Genomic DNA, 15,271 nt, shown 5'->3' on the forward strand with positions numbered 1-15,271 from the left:
TGCATTTAAGCTTAAACTCATCTGTGTAAGTCTTCTTGTTTCTACCCATATCTTTTTTACTCCTTTGATATGGTAGCTGTTATTCGAATTATTTTCACCTCCCTGTCTGATTTATGCTCTTAGTATACTTCCTTCACCCATGGAAAGTGCATAGAACCTTGTCTTATTTGCATCACTTTCTTGAATGCGTGGTGCATAAACTTCTAAACCATATACGTCTGCAGCGGCAGCAGAAGCAACAGCAGCAACACTTCCATCACTTATTGATGCGAGTCTTGCTCCCTCTGCAGTACTGGAAACAACACGTGTTTGTGCTAAAGGAAGATTTTCTTCAAGCCACAACTTTCCTTGTAGAAGTCCCTGTTCATGAGAACATATTAAGGTTATATCTGATAGCTTGGTTCCCTTTTTCACAAGAAGTGCTTGGTCTATTACAAGCTCAGTTTCACAAATAACTGAAATATCATCGTGGGAAAGAAGTTCGTCAATATATGCAGTAACAGGACCTCCTACAGTGTTTTCTTGAGGAATTACAGCAAAGTTACACTTTCCATCAATCATCAATGTAACTGCATCACTTACTGTTTTTTTAGCATGATAAGATGCATCATCACCGAAAAATAGCATTGCAGCCTGACCTGTATAAGTACCTTCAGGTCCAAGATATGAAACACTTTCTCCTGTTAATCTCGTCCATTCACACTTCTCCCGTGAAGTAGTACAAGATACAAGAGTTAGTCCAAGAAGAATAATTGTAATAAGTTTTTTCATAAAATGAATCTACTTCTTTATCACATCAAAATTCAATCTGTATCTTAACCTTATTTTCTTCTATTTATAGAATCATATTAACATTTGATAGGACTCTTTCTAATTTCTGTTTTCTCTTATTACTTCTAATGTGACTGAGTAGTTACTATTTTTTTTCTAATTTGTCAAAAGCTCTCGGGGTCGATCCTCGTCTCTCACGAACAAGACTCTAGGTATAATGCTTAGAGCCTTTTTTTATAAGCAGAGCAAAGTAAATAACAATTTATTTTATTTTAGTACTTTGTGTCTTTTTTAAAATCAATTATTTTGAGATTAACACATAGTATTAGAAAACAATATGAACAGAATTATCCTTAACTGAGTATTTCATGTGAAAAGTATCAGTGCTCCGCGGAAGAAAAAGTGTTACTTAAATGTGCACCAGATCATTCGTCTTTCTGATGATTTAACAGCAACAGAACAAAGAAATATAAAAGATGAAATAATCTTAGCATTATCGAAATGAATCAATGTAGATGGGCTTTATGGAATCGGTTAAAGACAATCAAATGATTGACTCATTAAGCTTTAAGAGGTTATTGTTTAAATAGAAAGTGGCCTGTCAATAGACGGTGTTCACTCCAAGATTTTAAATGACAAAATCGTCACTAGTAAAATTGGTGTAGAACTAGTGGCGATTATTTTTATCTTTTTTACCAATAGTAATTCCAAGCGTAATTGCTGAAATTACTAAACCGATTATCAATATTACGATACTAATTGTCTCATAATCTGACATATCAGCCACCTCCTTAAACATCAAGTCTATGGAGGAAAGACCTCCACGCCGTAAGAGCGACATGGAGTTTGGGCCGTCTACCGTTTCGAATCAGGCCAAGTATTAAGTAAAAACTATTATTCTTCCATGGTCAATAGTAATTCTATTGCACTTGTTCTTTACAAACTTGGTTCCTTAATTTTGCACTATATAAATGAGTATTCTCGATTACCAGCGGCCAAATTTTGGGATCCAATACGTTCAAGACAACTGTTTTCTTTCATCCATTCTATTTCTCAGTAGATTGTTCTTTCAGAAATTGAAAGGGAAGAACTCAATGCTTCAATGGTGGTTTCTGGATTATCCTTGATAGCATTTATGATTTTCTTTTTCCTGTTATCTACTAAATCTTCAAGACCTGTTTAAGCTGTCTCGTTTGAATTTAAACTGCCATGGTCTGTGCTTTTTTCATTGCTTAAACTGCCAAGATTACCCTTTAAACTGCCACTTTCTTTGCTGTTTTCATCGTCTAAACTGCCAGAATTGTCCTTTAAACTGCCAAATCTATTATTTTGAATATTTCACGTGAAAAGTAACAGTTCTGAGCACCAGTAATGATTAGAAGATATATTTGGCGCCTGAGCTGGTAATTGTTACTAGCTGGCCACAGAAAAGATTCTCATCATCTCCTTTGAAAAGGCCTCAACTATCATTAAAAATATGATTGTTCTGTCTTTTATTCAGAAAAGGATTTTGTTGAGGACTGATAGATATTTCTTTCTGAACTCTCCGTAGTTCCTAAAGAAAAAGTGCTCACTATTGGAGAGTCTTCCATTTTTAAGAATTCTGTCTAGGGTAGGATTGAACTCTTTGATTTCTGGCCAGACAAAGGGGTGAAGATTCATCTTTCCAGCTCTACCGCCAAGGAGATTAACTTCCTGTTCCTTAAGTCGTCTTGCGCTTGAGCTTGTTAAAAGAAATCTGATGTTTGTCTCCTCAATTAGAAGATGAACCTCATCTAGGAGCTCTGGAATTTTTTGAATCTCATCGATGATTACTAGTCCATCACTTATTCCTCTTGTCTCGATTTCATCACGGAGAACCCCAGGATCTGCCTGGCACCTTCTTCTTACCCTAGAATTGAGAAGAGACTAGGAAAGCTTCACATCGTCCTGTAACTGATTGGCTATCAGAGAGCTTTTCCTGTCTGAAGTAGGCCAAAAAGAAAAAGAGACTTGCTTTTGAGTTTGCTCTGGATGACTATTATGCGCTTTAAATACTTTTCCATATGCCACTTCTACTGTCGTTATATTGGTATTTCCGATATTTGTAATAGCGATTTTCCCGAAAAATCGTTGATACAGTTTGCAAAACATCGTAGTTGATATCATACAACATTTTGCAATTTATGGATTTAGTTAGATATGTGTGAAGTAGATTGAGCTATAAAGACAATCTGTCATGAAAATTTAATGAAACAATCATCTAACTTAATACAACAGTTTACTATTATCCTCCTTATGCTAGGAAACTCATTGCAGAGGTTGTTCTATGAGTTTTTCCAGTAAGAATGGAGTATTACCAGAGTGTTCTAAAAATAGAAGTGTAGTAGGGTAATTAATCTTAATTTAATTTGAAGATTTTTACTTATTTTAAAAATTTCTTTGTGTTGATTTTATTTTACATACTATATGTTGGATGTAGGAGTAAAAATATGCAACCAGTATTTACAATGCAATATGGAGAATTTGCAGTCGCAGAGTATCTTTCATCGAATATTAAAGATTCATCGGTTTTTATCCCTTGTTCTGCCCAAGAAAAAGGAATTGATTTATTATTATATAGGTACAAAGATAATCATAATATGACCAATACAATTCAAGTAAAAATGTCTAGGTCTTACAAAAATAATAAGTGGCTTTATAGCCTTTGGTTTAATAGATTTGATGTGCCTAAAAATGCAGATTGGATAATCCTTGTAGGGATTTATGCAAAAACACCAGAGAATATCAACGCAAAAACCAAAGAGACAAAATGGGATACAGTAATGCTTGCTTTTACTAATGAAGAAATGACACAGTTTATGTCAGAGGTTAAGCAGAAGAAGGATCCATCAAAAGATGATAAAATGTTTGGATTTGGGTTTGATAATCCAAATAATATTTATCAAACTAGAGGATATTTAGAGGAGCGTTCTATGTCTAAATATCTAATTGAGAATCGCATATCAGAAATAGAAAACTCATTTAGATATTAAGCATAATTTGTCGTTGATAAAATATAACCAGAGATTTAAATTTTTTAATAATAGTCTAGACTTGTTTCCCAAAATTAGTAGGAAACAAGTTTATTATTTTAGGGATTCTTTTTATCTCAATCGATAAAATTTGGTAGTGAGTGTTGTTTTATTTCTATAATAATTTATTAGCATACATATAATTCAAATGTGTTTTCTTCTTTATATACTAAAAGACCTGTCAAATTAGAAAGCTGAATAATTCCTAAACAGTTAAGCTATCTAAGAGAGAGCTTTTATTATTCATTTATGTTCCAATGCTTTTCTTGATATTACCAATTCATTTGTTGAAAAGGTTGAAGGAATAAATATTAATGGGTTACCTTGTTCTCCAACGCCATATTTATCTCTGTACTCTAGATATACTAGGTTCTTCATAATATAGAGGAAATCATTATAGTAAGAGGATTGTAGCTTTTCTAGATCCTCCATACTTTCAAATGGATGAATAGGAGTGCAGAACTCCATATTAGCTCCATTCTCTCTTATTTCTATACATGATAAAGGAGTTTTATTTTCATCAATCCAATATTCATTATTAGTTATATCTAGCATAACCCATTTATCTAATTTATCATCCCAGATTTCATTTACTACATGGCAATCTATATCATAGGGAGAGTATGGCATGATCCAAACTTTTCTTGTAGGAATACCAAGAGAAAGCAACATCTCTAGTAGTATTTGAGCTTTGTTTTTACAGTTTATTCCATGCTCCTTATTGTCTAAGCTATATTCAAGAAGAGGAAGAGCCTCGATAGTGATAGAGTTGTCATAGTCACTTTTATGCTTTAAGCGCGGAGCAAACTCATTCATTACATTAAGAGCTTTATCTAAATTACTTCCGCTGCCAGCTATTTTCTCTAGCTTATATTTCTCCTTTAGAACTAATAAAGCTTCTGAATCATAGTCATAGCTAATACTTATATCGCTTCCATCCTTTGTAATAAGATTATTCTTTAAAATTCCAGCCTCTAAAATATAAATCTCTTTAGGATTTTGTAGGTATGAAACTATAGTTTTATCAGTGAAAGAAAAATAAAAAATTGTTGAAAGAACAATGATATTAATAAGGATAGCAAATACTAAAAATACTTTAATTCTTTTACTCATTAGATAGTTCTTCCCTTTTATTGTTTAAAGGTTTTTATTCTATGGCTTATCAATACACATTTTTACACAATTAATTAATATTTGCAAAATTGACAGAAAAATTATTGATAGCATAAAATTACAGAAAAAAGATAAACCTATATTAAGCTAAAAAAGGAGACATGATTAACATGGATAATCCTAAAAAGCCCATAAGTAAGCTTAGCTTAAGCATATTGTATAGTTTATCTGAGAGCTATACGATATTGCCTTTTATGATTTACTCTGCGTTAATTACCGAAGAAGCAACTGTAGTTAATTTCTTCTTACCTGTAGTAATTATTTATTCTGTACAACGTGCCTGCTTAGTAGCTTTAAGAGGCTTTGGCGAGATTACTAATCCCTATAGAATTTTAAAATCAGGAGTTTTAATTGCTCTTATAGGTGCATTAATGATGATATTATCAGCAATTTATCAACCACTATTACTGTGGAGTGCACTATTAATTGGAGTAGGGCTTTCTCCATTTAGAGCAATGTTTATTCCACTATCAGCATCCTTGATAGAGAGTAATAGTGAGTTAAAGAAAAGTAAGGGAGTTGGAACTATTATTTATTTAGTTGTAATGCTCATTGTACTTGCTTTTGATAACAGTGCATTACCTATCGTTCAAATCTTATTTTTAATTTATATCTCTATAGCTTTATGGATTTTACTCCACTTCGATGGTGATAGCCTATTTAATTGTAGTAAAGCCTTTGATTACAAAAAGAACAACCCTGTTTACTTTGTATTTGGAATCTTAGCACTCCTTACGCTTCTTATTTTGAGACAATATAAGCAATCAAGTGTATCTGTACTTGTATGGCTTACACCTTTAATGCTAATTACATTTATAGCTTTAGAGGTTTACAGAAGACGTAATTACAAGAGCTTTAGCTATAAAACCTATTGGGTTGGATCCTTAAAATGTTACCTAATGCTTTTTAGCTTGATATACCATAGCTCAATTGGTAATACCTCTATGGCATTATTAATTTATCTTGCAATTTCAATTAGTAGCTTTTTAACAATCCTTGCTAAAAAGGTACTAAAGAAAATACCTAGTAGTAAGCTAAATAATTTATCAATGATACTATCTGCTATTTTATCGTTCTCATTAGTTTTCCCATCACGTGCAATAAATCTAATTGGATTAACGTTAGCTGAGGTATTCGGTAATATCGTATCCGCAGAATCTGGTGGCAGATATATGAGTGATGAGCGTCATGTAAAGCTAGATAGACCTCTTACTAGATTAAGAATACAAACAGCAGGAAGTATTATTTCTCAATTAGTAATGTTCTATACAATATATTTCTTAGGAGAAATAGGGGTTCATCATAATCTACTTGAGGCATATGCAGCAGGTAATCCTAATCCTTCCATTACTCTTTTATTAAATATTACAGGCTTAATTTGTAGTTTTATTTTACTCATTTCGGCTATATTAATTATAGTTTTAGCAGATAAAAAGGAAGGAGGAGTCAAATAAATGGATAAGCAAGCAGCTATCAAATACTTAGAAAGTAGAGCTCAAGACTTCTATAAGCTTAGCGATAAGATTTGGGGTAATGCTGAGATAAGATTTAAAGAAAAGCAAAGCGTTAATGATTATGAAGCTTTCCTAAAGCAGGAGGGCTTTGAGGTTACTGTTGGTCTTGCTGGACTTAAAACAGCATTTAGTGCTACTTGGGGAAGTGGAAAGCCTGTAATTGGTTTTTTAGGTGAATATGATGCTCTTCCTGGACTTAGCCAAAAGGCTGGAGTTGCTGTAAAGGAGTCCTTAGAGAGCGAGGGAAATGGTCATGGCTGTGGACATAACCTACTAGGAGTAGGAGCTCTTATGGGTGCTATCGGTTTTAAGCACTACCTAGAAGAGAATGGAAAATCTGGAACTGTAGTATATTTTGGATGTCCTGCAGAGGAGGGTGGTAGCGGTAAGACCTTTATGGCTCGTGAAGGGTGCTTTAATAATTTAGATGCTGCCTTTAGCTGGCATCCAAGTGATTACAATATGATGCCTCCAGGACCTGTATTGGCTAATGACTCAATTCGCTATAGCTTCATAGGTAAGGCCTCACATGCAGCCGCTGCTCCTGAAGCAGGACGTAGTGCATTAGATGCGCTAGAGCTCATGAATGTAGGAGTACAGTTCTTAAGAGAGCACATTCCATCAAGTGCAAGAATTCACTATGCAATTACAGATACAGGTGGAATATCTCCTAATATTGTACAAGCTCATGCATCTGCTCTATATCAAATTAGAGCTCCATTTGCTCCAGAGCTTGAGGATCTATATAAGAGATTAAATAATATTGCAAAGGGTGCTGCCTTGATGACAGATACTCAGGTTGAAATTAAGTTCTTAAAGGGTACTAGTAATACCTTACTAATTCCTGCTTTAGATGAGATCATGTATAAAAATATGTGTGAAATATCTAATCCAATTGCAGAAGCAAAGGACCTTGATTTCGCTTATGAAATTGTAAAGACACAAAAGAGTCCTGATAAGCTTCCTGAAAATGCCTTTGTATTAAAGCCAATGCCTTGGAATAAAGCTGGTAATATTCCTCTTCCTGGTTCCTCTGATGTTGGTGATGTAAGCTGGGTATGTCCTACTTCTCAGTGTGGAACAAGTACTTGGCCAGTTGGAACAGCTCCTCATAGCTGGCAGGCAGTAGCTTGTGGTAAGAGTGATTTTGCTCATAGAGGAATGCTCTTTGCCGGACAAATAATTGCCTCTACAGCTATTGATGTATTAAATAACCCTGAAGTAATAGCTAAAGCTTGGGAGCAGCTAAAGGAAAAAACTGGAGGCTCACCTTATCATTGTCCAATTCCAAGTGAAATTACTCCAGATATTTTAGAAGCTGAAATAACTTAAACAAAAAAAGTGCATCTTTGATTTTTTCAAGGATGCACTTAAAATTTAACGATTAAAAGTCCTCATCATAATTAACAGAGATACCACTTTTTTCAGCCCATTTATTTAATACTTCTTCTAGTGTATCGTATGTATCCTCATCTATTTTATCACTATCAAGAGCATCCTCTAAATCATCTAAGAAGTTATCATACCAGGTATCTAATAGCTTCATTGAAGCACCCTTTGTTGATAAATACATCTTACTAAGTAAATCTATGTACTTTTTTCTAAGAGATTTAGGCATATCCTCTGGATCTACACCATTATAAATATCTTCCTCTTTAAATGGGATATACCAATATTTTTCAGCCTTATGAGAATCAAAAATTTCAATAAGCTTTTCATAATTCTCTAGTAAATTAAATTCCTCTGTAAATTCCTTAGGAAGAATCTTCATCTTCTTATTATCTGATGATAGAACATCTTCTCCCTCTTCAGGCTCAACTGCAACCTGAACAAATTTACTTGATAATAGAGTTTCAATAGTTACAACTGGATTATTTGAAAAATAGAACGATTGATCATAGTTATCTTCATCATTAAAAAGAATGTTATTAGGATTAAACAAATTAATAACTAGTTTTTTTACAGCATCCTCTATACCTTCAAAATCATTTGTATAATCATTTGCATCGTATAAGAAGAAATCTGGAAAAGCTTCTTTTAGGGCTTTATAAGCATCTTCTGGCTTTGATGCATCCTTTACTGCCTTAACAGCCTTAAGATTTAATAGAAAGCAATCCTCTGCAGTTTTTACATTATCATTAATTACATAAGCACTATAATTTTCCCATCCTGGAGTAGAGAGTAAATCATAATTTGGAAAACAACGAATACAGTGTTTCTTTGAGCCCATAGGGACCTCCTTTTTTTGTGGTAAACATTAGCTTTTTCTGAGCGATTCAATATGAATCCTTAATACTATTTTTCTTTACCTCTTTAATTAATTGTATTGTCATAATTGATCTATGAGCAAGGAAAAGTTACTCTCATAGCTTAATTAGTTGATTGATACATGGAAAAATTTTGACCCAAAAGTTTTCAAAAATTTTGATTAAAAAAAATAACCATCTTAACTCATTACATAACAACAAGATGGCTTATTCATAAGATATTGATGTGGATTAAACACTAATTATTCTTGTGCTCAACCTCTAAAGACGGGATAATAAAGAGTTATATATATGCTGCGAAAAACCCTCACGCTTGCGTGTGGGATGAAAGCAGTTTTTTTTACCTTGAAAATTAACTAGGATAATTAAATATTCTATGTGTATAATAAATCTAGAAAGGAAATAAAAGGGGAATAAGTAATACAAGCATACACAGAAAATAGTAACCATCATAATAATCAATGAAATACTAATAATTTAGCATATCATTAAAATTGTGGAGGAAGATAATAGTAATGGCTCGTCCCAAAAGCAATAACGTACAAATCAATATTTCTGTTCCCTCTGAATGGAAAACCGAACTTGAAAACCTTGCTAGAATCTATTCAGTTGAGGAAGGAAAAACCATGATTGATGAAGAGTATAATAAGATACTAAAACAATATCATAAGGTTTCAGAGAGACATATTTTAGCCGTTGAAAGTAATATGCCTTATTCTGATATACTTCAAGTTGTAACTCTTTCAGATAAAATACGAAAAGCAGGAAACGAGCTTGTAGCTCTTATGAGAAAGAATTATGAGCAGCTTATACGCACAAAGAGATACCGCAAGCTACTTGTTTTGTATGGTAACACCGAAGATAAAAATAAACGTAAGGATTTAGCTAATCAGCTTAGAGAAATGCAGAAAGACTATAATGTCACATGGGATTATTGTAGAAAATCCATGATTCCAATAGGTAAAAAATATGGAATATATGCTGTTTTTGCCTTAACTAAAGCTGAGGATATTTGGGGCGGTGTAGAGAAATGCTTGTATGGGAGAGGAGCAGCAATTCACTTCTCTAAATACGGAGAACTGCCTTGCATCAGATCAAAACAGATAAATCGTGGTATACCAATATCTGTAAAGGATGAGCAGCTACAATTCAAACTTGGTAAGATTAATTTTGGAATAAAGGTAGTTGATAGATTTCAACGAGATGAGGTTAATGCAATTGTATCCTATCTTGCAGAATCTGAAAACATAGATAGAAAAGCGGTTAATGCTTTCAAGGAAGATGGCCGTTGCATAGACACATACAGGCCATGCTATGCAACGCTTGTACCTAAATTAATAAGGCGCAAATACAGGGTATTTTTACACCTGACCATTGAAGGTAAGGCAAAACCAAAATACAACAAGTATGGTAGTCTCCGACATAAGTATGGTAAAGGTATTATAGGTGCTGATATTGGTACACAGACTGTTGCGTATACATCTAATACAGAGGTAGGCTTGAAAAATCTTTCAGAGCGTGGCAATAGTATTCAAACATCAGAGAGGAAAGAACGACTACTTCATCGTGCGATGGATAGGTCAAGAAGAGCTACTAATCCTCAAAACTATAACGATGATGGTATTGTTAAAAAAGGTCGTAAGGATTGGAAATATTCAAATCATTATAAAAAGCTGAAAGCCAAATATTATGAATTATGTCGAATCAATGCAGTAAATAGACAACTTGCAATAAACGAGGATGCAAATCATTTACGTAGTTTAGCTAATACATTTGTAACTGAAGAGAAAAATGCAAGCAAGCTCATGAAGCGTGCTAAAGAAACCACAAAAAATGAAAAAGGTAAATTCAATAAGAAAAAGCGATTTGGCAAAACAATAAAGAACAGGTGTCCTTCTAAATTTCAGACCACTGTACAAAAGAAATTCGAAGTGACAGGCGGTACATATATCGAGGTTTCTAATAATTATAGAGCATCACAATATGACCATACTGCGGATGATTATATCAAGAAGAAGCTATCTGATAGATTGTATAAACTTCGTAGTGGTACCGAGGTGCAGAGAGATTGGTATTCATCATTCTTACTCTATTGTTACGATTATAGAACAAACAGCATAGACAAAAATAAATGCAATATGGAATTTGGAAGATTCTACAATATGGAGAAAAAACTAATAGAAAGGATTAAGGTTAATAAGATTAAAGTATTAAACAGTGGAATTAAAATAGGTTAAAATCTTAATAATAGGGAGAATGACTGTACTTCCTTGCTGAAAAGCAGAAATTTATCGCTAATGTGGTCGTAGGACTGCTTGATAATGAAAGTCCTGATTCAAATAGGCTTACACTTGTAACTCCAAAGTCTGAAAATGATGTACGATTACAAGCTACTCTTGGTAATCAGAACCCCATGGGCTTGCCCGTGGGAGCAGTCAGATGATAAGAGTTATCATATATATCTTGAGCTTTATCCAAGATTAAAAGATTTATTTCAAAACAAAAACTATTTACAACCTTCTAAGCCATGATATTATTTTCTCATACAAGGAAGGTAAAATTATGGAAAAGAAGAAATTGTCTCTTGCTCTCCAAATCTTTATTGCATTAGTAATTGCAATAATTGTTGGGTTGATTCTTGGAACAAAGGGTGCTCCTTTTGCAAATAGCTACATTAAGCCATTTGGAACAATATTTTTGAACTTAATTAAGTTTATAGTTTGTCCAATAGTGTTAGTTTCAATTATTAATGGTATTATTTCAATGAAGGATATTAGAACAGTAGGATCTGTAGGCTTAAAAACTATTGTCTTCTATCTTTGTACAACAGCTATTGCAATTACAATTGGTTTAGTAGTAGCGTCCCTCGCTAAGGGGCTATTCCCAATAGTTGCAACAACTGATTTAACATATACAGCATCAGCATCTACATCCTTTATGGATACCTTGGTTAATATCTTCCCTTCAAACTTCTTAACACCAATTACAAATGCTAATATGCTTCAAATCATTGTAATGGCAATCTTACTTGGATTTTCAATCATCCTTGTTGGTGAAGAAAAAAATAGTGGAGTAATAGAAGCCTTTGAAAAATGTAATGCAATTTGTATGAAGTGTATGGAATTAATCCTTAAGCTTTCTCCTATTGGTGTATTCTGTCTATTATGTCCAGTAGTAGCTGCAAATGGTGCTATGATCCTAAGCTCACTTGCTATGGTACTATTAATTGCATACATTTGTTACATCTTACATGCAGTAATTGTATATTCCTCAACAGTATCATTAGTTGGTGGTATTAGTCCTCTAAAGTTCTTTAAGGGTATGATGCCAGCAATTATGTTTGCATTCTCAAGTGCTTCATCTGTAGGAACTCTTCCAATTAACATGAAATGTGTAGAAGACCTTGGTGGGGACAATCAAATTTCATCATTTGTTCTTCCTCTTGGCGCAACAATTAACATGGATGGAACAGCAATTTACCAAGGTGTATGTGCAATCTTTATCGCAGCATGCTATGGTATTAATCTAACCTTTCCACAGATGTTAACAATCGTATTAACAGCAACATTAGCTTCAATTGGTACTGCTGGTGTTCCAGGAGCAGGTATGGTAATGCTTGCAATGGTTCTTTCATCTGTAGGTCTTCCTGTTGATGGTATAGCAATAGTTGCAGGTATCGATAGAATCTTCGATATGGGTAGAACAACTGTTAATATCACAGGTGATGCAGCTTGTGCATTAATCGTATCAAATCTTGAAAAGAAAAGATTAGGACGTAAATAATTAATTCTTTGATTTTGGCTCCATGTAGTAATTATGTGGAGCCTAGTTTTTTTCTCAAATTACAGATGTTTATCATTTAAATAATTATTTTGCTAGCTCGTTAAGAGTGTCACCTGTAACTCGGAATATCATCCATTCAGAGAGAGGCTTAGCTTTAAGGCTTTCATAGAAATTAATACTAGGAGTATTCCAATCTAAGCAACACCACTCTAATCGTTCACAGTCTCTTTGGACAGTAAATTGTGCAAGCTCTTTGATAAAGCTTAATATTAATGCGCAATCCTTTCTTTCTGCTATTCGAAACTCCATTATTATCTCCTAAGATATTCAGCAGTAATAGTATTAGCTTTTTCTATCATATCTTTTGGTGTACCTGTAAAGACAACCTCTCCACCCTTTGATCCTCCATCAGGCCCAATATCTATGATGTAATCTGCTCTTTTCATAACATCTATATTATGTTCAATTACAATTACACTATTACCTCTAGCAACGATAGTTTCAAAGATATTAACAAGTTTTTCAATATCAGCACTATGAAGACCGGTTGTAGGTTCATCCAAAATATAGATATTTCCCTTCTTTTTAATATTAAGAGCAAGCTTTACTCTCTGTCTTTCTCCTCCAGAGAAGGTAGAAAGTGGTTGTCCTAGTGTTATATATGGGAGGCCAACCTCTATTAATGCATCTAAGACGTTAGTTATCTTCCTATTGCCTTGGAAAAAGCTTCTAGCTTCTTCGACACTCATAGCTAATACTTGAACTATGTTTTTACCATTAATCTCATAGCTTAATGCTTCGCCACTATATCTATTTCCACCACAATGCTCACAGGTAGTTGTGACACTCTCCATAAATACAAGCTCAGTTGTAATAAAGCCTCGTCCTTTACAATGTGGACACGCACCCCTTCCATTGAAAGTGAACAGAGAGCTATCTGTGTTATTTTGCTTTGCAAAAAGCTTTCTAATTTCATCAAAGAAGCCTAAGAAGGTACAAACTGTCGATCTTCCAGTTGCTGTTATCGCACTTTGGTCAATTAGTACCACCTGTTCTGAGTATTTTTTTGCAAATACATCTCTAATTAACGATGATTTACCACTTCCAGCTACACCAGTTACAACAGTTAAAACACCTAAAGGAATATCAACATTAATATTCTTTAGGTTGTGTATATTAGCCCCTCTTATTGGTAAAAAGCTTTTTGGCTTTCTTACATGCTCTTTAACTACTGTGCTTTTTGAAAGAGCTTTGCCTGTAATAGTATTACTAAGTAACAAATTCTCATAGCTTCCCTGAAATAGGATTTCTCCACCATACTTACCCGCTAGAGGACCAATATCAATTACTTCATCAGCAATAGAGATAATATCCTTATCATGCTCAACTACTAATACAGTATTACCCTTATCTCTTAAGCTTTTTAGAAGGTTTGTCATCCTATATACATCTCTTGGATGCATACCTGTACTAGGCTCGTCAAAAATATAAATCATTCCGCAAAGAGAGCTACCCATATATCTAACTAGCTTTAATCTTTGAGCCTCTCCTCCTGAAAGAGTAGAGCTTTCTCTATTCATAAATAGATAATTAAGTCCGATATCTATCATTCTATCTAGTGCTGCTATTAGCTGCTCTAAGATTCCTTGAGCTCTTGGGTCTGTTATTTTTAAAAGCTCCTTCTTTAAATCAGAAAACTCCATCATACACATATCGTAAATATTTAAGCCATTTATCTTACAGGAAAGAGTGTTTTCATTAAGTCTTTTTCCCTTACAGGAAGGACACTCACATTCATAGAGAAATTGACTAATCCTTTTAAGAGTATTATCTGTTTGTTCTTCTGCGCCTTTCATTAAAACTAAGCGCTTAAATTGATTATATACACCCTCGATTTTTTTATCGATTCTCTCTTCACCTCTTATTCGGCTTCCATAGAGTAATATATTCTTTTCCTCTTCAGATAAATCCTTCCAAGGTATATCTGTTCTAAATAGCTCTGGCTTTCTATATACCTTCCAATAGTAGTTTCCCTTTCCAAAGGCTGGTAGCTTGAAAAACCCTTCATCGTAGGTTTTATCTTCCTCAATTATATTTTTCATATCTAAGTCAAGAAGCTTTCCAATTCCTGCACAATTTGGACACATTCCATTTGGATTATTAAAGGAGAAGTAGGAGGCAGGACCAATACTTGGAGAGCTAATTCTAGAAAAGAGTAGGCGAAGCAGTGAGTACATATCACTAATAGTTCCAACAGTTGAACGAGCATTTCCACCAAGTCTTGATTGATCAATTATGACAGAGGGATTTAGATTATCAATTATTGAAACATTTGGCTTTTCATATTTAGGGAGTCTACCTCTAGCCCATGAGCTATATGTTTCATTCATTTGTCTTTGGCTTTCTGCTGCAATGGTATCAAAGACAATACTTGATTTTCCTGAACCAGAAACTCCAGTGAAAACAACGATTTTATTTTTAGGAATCTCTAGAGAAATATTTTTTAGATTATTTTGCTTTAAGCCTCTAATAATTATCGGTCTCATTTTCTTCTCCTTATCTTCATTAGGATACAATAAGGGAGGAAAGAAAACTCGACTTTATTTGCTCTGTTTTGACGCTATACTTCCTTTTTTATAATTAGCTCTTATACTTTTGTACTAGTGTCTTAAAAAAGCATAGTAAGTGTATAAATTTTCATAAAAGAGCG

At 33.8% G+C, this 15,271-nt stretch carries 12 protein-coding genes and 1 pseudogene; 6 read left to right on the forward strand and 7 right to left on the reverse strand.

Annotation, left to right across the window (positions count from 1 at the left end):
- Nucleotides 1–111: 111 nt before the first annotated feature.
- The 3 genes and pseudogenes from FYJ80_RS04990 to FYJ80_RS12235 form a co-directional block, all read right to left on the reverse strand.
- On the reverse strand, nucleotides 112–771 hold the full coding sequence (locus FYJ80_RS04990) for a prephenate dehydratase domain-containing protein (RefSeq protein ID WP_154425103.1): 660 nt from the start codon (nucleotides 769–771) through the stop codon (nucleotides 112–114).
- Between the two features lie 1,053 nt (nucleotides 772–1,824).
- A pseudogene (locus FYJ80_RS12230) lies at nucleotides 1,825–1,917 on the reverse strand (winged helix-turn-helix transcriptional regulator); the annotation flags it as partial.
- 351 nt (nucleotides 1,918–2,268) lie between these two features.
- The gene (locus tag FYJ80_RS12235) at nucleotides 2,269–2,616 is read right to left on the reverse strand and encodes an AAA family ATPase (RefSeq protein ID WP_407921432.1); all 348 of its coding nucleotides are present in this window, start codon (nucleotides 2,614–2,616) and stop codon (nucleotides 2,269–2,271) included.
- Between the two features lie 626 nt (nucleotides 2,617–3,242).
- Between FYJ80_RS12235 and FYJ80_RS05005 the strand changes: the two genes are divergently transcribed.
- A complete protein-coding gene (locus FYJ80_RS05005) occupies nucleotides 3,243–3,785 on the forward strand; it encodes a hypothetical protein (RefSeq protein WP_154425104.1) in 543 nt (180 codons plus the stop codon).
- Nucleotides 3,786–4,067: 282 nt separating this feature from the next.
- On the opposite strand, the gene FYJ80_RS05010 is transcribed toward FYJ80_RS05005, so the two are convergent.
- Entirely contained in the window at nucleotides 4,068–4,937 is an 870-nt protein-coding gene (locus tag FYJ80_RS05010; protein WP_154425105.1) for a transglutaminase-like domain-containing protein, read from the reverse strand.
- A gap of 170 nt (nucleotides 4,938–5,107) precedes the next feature.
- On the opposite strand from FYJ80_RS05010, the gene FYJ80_RS05015 reads away from it, so the two are divergent.
- Complete coding sequence (locus FYJ80_RS05015) at nucleotides 5,108–6,451, forward strand: hypothetical protein (RefSeq protein WP_154425106.1); 1,344 nt, start codon at nucleotides 5,108–5,110, stop codon at nucleotides 6,449–6,451.
- Nucleotides 6,452–7,843 (forward strand): amidohydrolase, encoded by a 1,392-nt coding sequence (locus FYJ80_RS05020; protein WP_154425107.1) that lies wholly within the window; start codon nucleotides 6,452–6,454, stop codon nucleotides 7,841–7,843.
- Nucleotides 7,844–7,895: 52 nt separating this feature from the next.
- On the opposite strand, the gene FYJ80_RS05025 is transcribed toward FYJ80_RS05020, so the two are convergent.
- Nucleotides 7,896–8,741: a hypothetical protein gene (locus FYJ80_RS05025; protein WP_154425108.1), complete on the reverse strand. Its 846-nt coding sequence runs from the start codon at nucleotides 8,739–8,741 to the stop codon at nucleotides 7,896–7,898.
- 552 nt (nucleotides 8,742–9,293) lie between these two features.
- On the opposite strand from FYJ80_RS05025, the gene FYJ80_RS05030 reads away from it, so the two are divergent.
- The 3 genes from FYJ80_RS05030 to FYJ80_RS05040 all read left to right on the forward strand — a co-directional run bounded on the left by FYJ80_RS05030 (nucleotide 9,294) and on the right by FYJ80_RS05040 (nucleotide 12,561).
- Complete coding sequence (locus tag FYJ80_RS05030; RefSeq protein ID WP_206360972.1) at nucleotides 9,294–11,015, forward strand: hypothetical protein; 1,722 nt, start codon at nucleotides 9,294–9,296, stop codon at nucleotides 11,013–11,015.
- A 62-nt stretch (nucleotides 11,016–11,077) separates the two neighbouring features.
- Nucleotides 11,078–11,221 carry a hypothetical protein gene (locus FYJ80_RS05035; protein WP_206360973.1) on the forward strand — a complete coding sequence of 48 codons (144 nt, stop codon included), beginning with the start codon at nucleotides 11,078–11,080 and terminating at the stop codon, nucleotides 11,219–11,221.
- 119 nt (nucleotides 11,222–11,340) lie between these two features.
- Entirely contained in the window at nucleotides 11,341–12,561 is a 1,221-nt protein-coding gene (locus FYJ80_RS05040) for a dicarboxylate/amino acid:cation symporter (RefSeq protein ID WP_154425110.1), read from the forward strand.
- A gap of 84 nt (nucleotides 12,562–12,645) precedes the next feature.
- Here the strand turns inward: FYJ80_RS05040 and FYJ80_RS05045 are convergent, their stop codons facing one another.
- Entirely contained in the window at nucleotides 12,646–12,870 is a 225-nt protein-coding gene (locus FYJ80_RS05045; RefSeq protein WP_154425111.1) for a GNAT family N-acetyltransferase, read from the reverse strand.
- 2 nt (nucleotides 12,871–12,872) lie between these two features.
- Entirely contained in the window at nucleotides 12,873–15,107 is a 2,235-nt protein-coding gene (locus FYJ80_RS05050) for an ATP-binding cassette domain-containing protein (protein WP_154425112.1), read from the reverse strand.
- Between the last annotated feature and the right edge of the window lie 164 nt (nucleotides 15,108–15,271).

This window comes from Bullifex porci, from assembly GCF_009695635.1.
Classification (GTDB): Bacteria; Spirochaetota; Spirochaetia; order Sphaerochaetales; family Sphaerochaetaceae; genus Bullifex; species Bullifex porci.

Bases quoted from the DNA above. Each gene is read 5' to 3' on its own strand.
- FYJ80_RS04990 (WP_154425103.1), bottom strand. From the start codon at position 771: ATGAAAAAACTTATTACAATTATTCTTCTTGGACTAACTCTTGTATCT.
- FYJ80_RS05005 (WP_154425104.1), top strand. From the start codon at position 3,243: ATGCAACCAGTATTTACAATGCAATATGGAGAATTTGCAGTCGCAGAG.
- FYJ80_RS05010 (WP_154425105.1), bottom strand. From the start codon at position 4,937: ATGAGTAAAAGAATTAAAGTATTTTTAGTATTTGCTATCCTTATTAAT.
- FYJ80_RS05015 (WP_154425106.1), top strand. From the start codon at position 5,108: ATGGATAATCCTAAAAAGCCCATAAGTAAGCTTAGCTTAAGCATATTG.
- FYJ80_RS05020 (WP_154425107.1), top strand. From the start codon at position 6,452: ATGGATAAGCAAGCAGCTATCAAATACTTAGAAAGTAGAGCTCAAGAC.
- FYJ80_RS05025 (WP_154425108.1), bottom strand. From the start codon at position 8,741: ATGGGCTCAAAGAAACACTGTATTCGTTGTTTTCCAAATTATGATTTA.
- FYJ80_RS05030 (WP_206360972.1), top strand. From the start codon at position 9,294: ATGGCTCGTCCCAAAAGCAATAACGTACAAATCAATATTTCTGTTCCC.
- FYJ80_RS05040 (WP_154425110.1), top strand. From the start codon at position 11,341: ATGGAAAAGAAGAAATTGTCTCTTGCTCTCCAAATCTTTATTGCATTA.
- FYJ80_RS05045 (WP_154425111.1), bottom strand. From the start codon at position 12,870: ATGGAGTTTCGAATAGCAGAAAGAAAGGATTGCGCATTAATATTAAGC.
- FYJ80_RS05050 (WP_154425112.1), bottom strand. From the start codon at position 15,107: ATGAGACCGATAATTATTAGAGGCTTAAAGCAAAATAATCTAAAAAAT.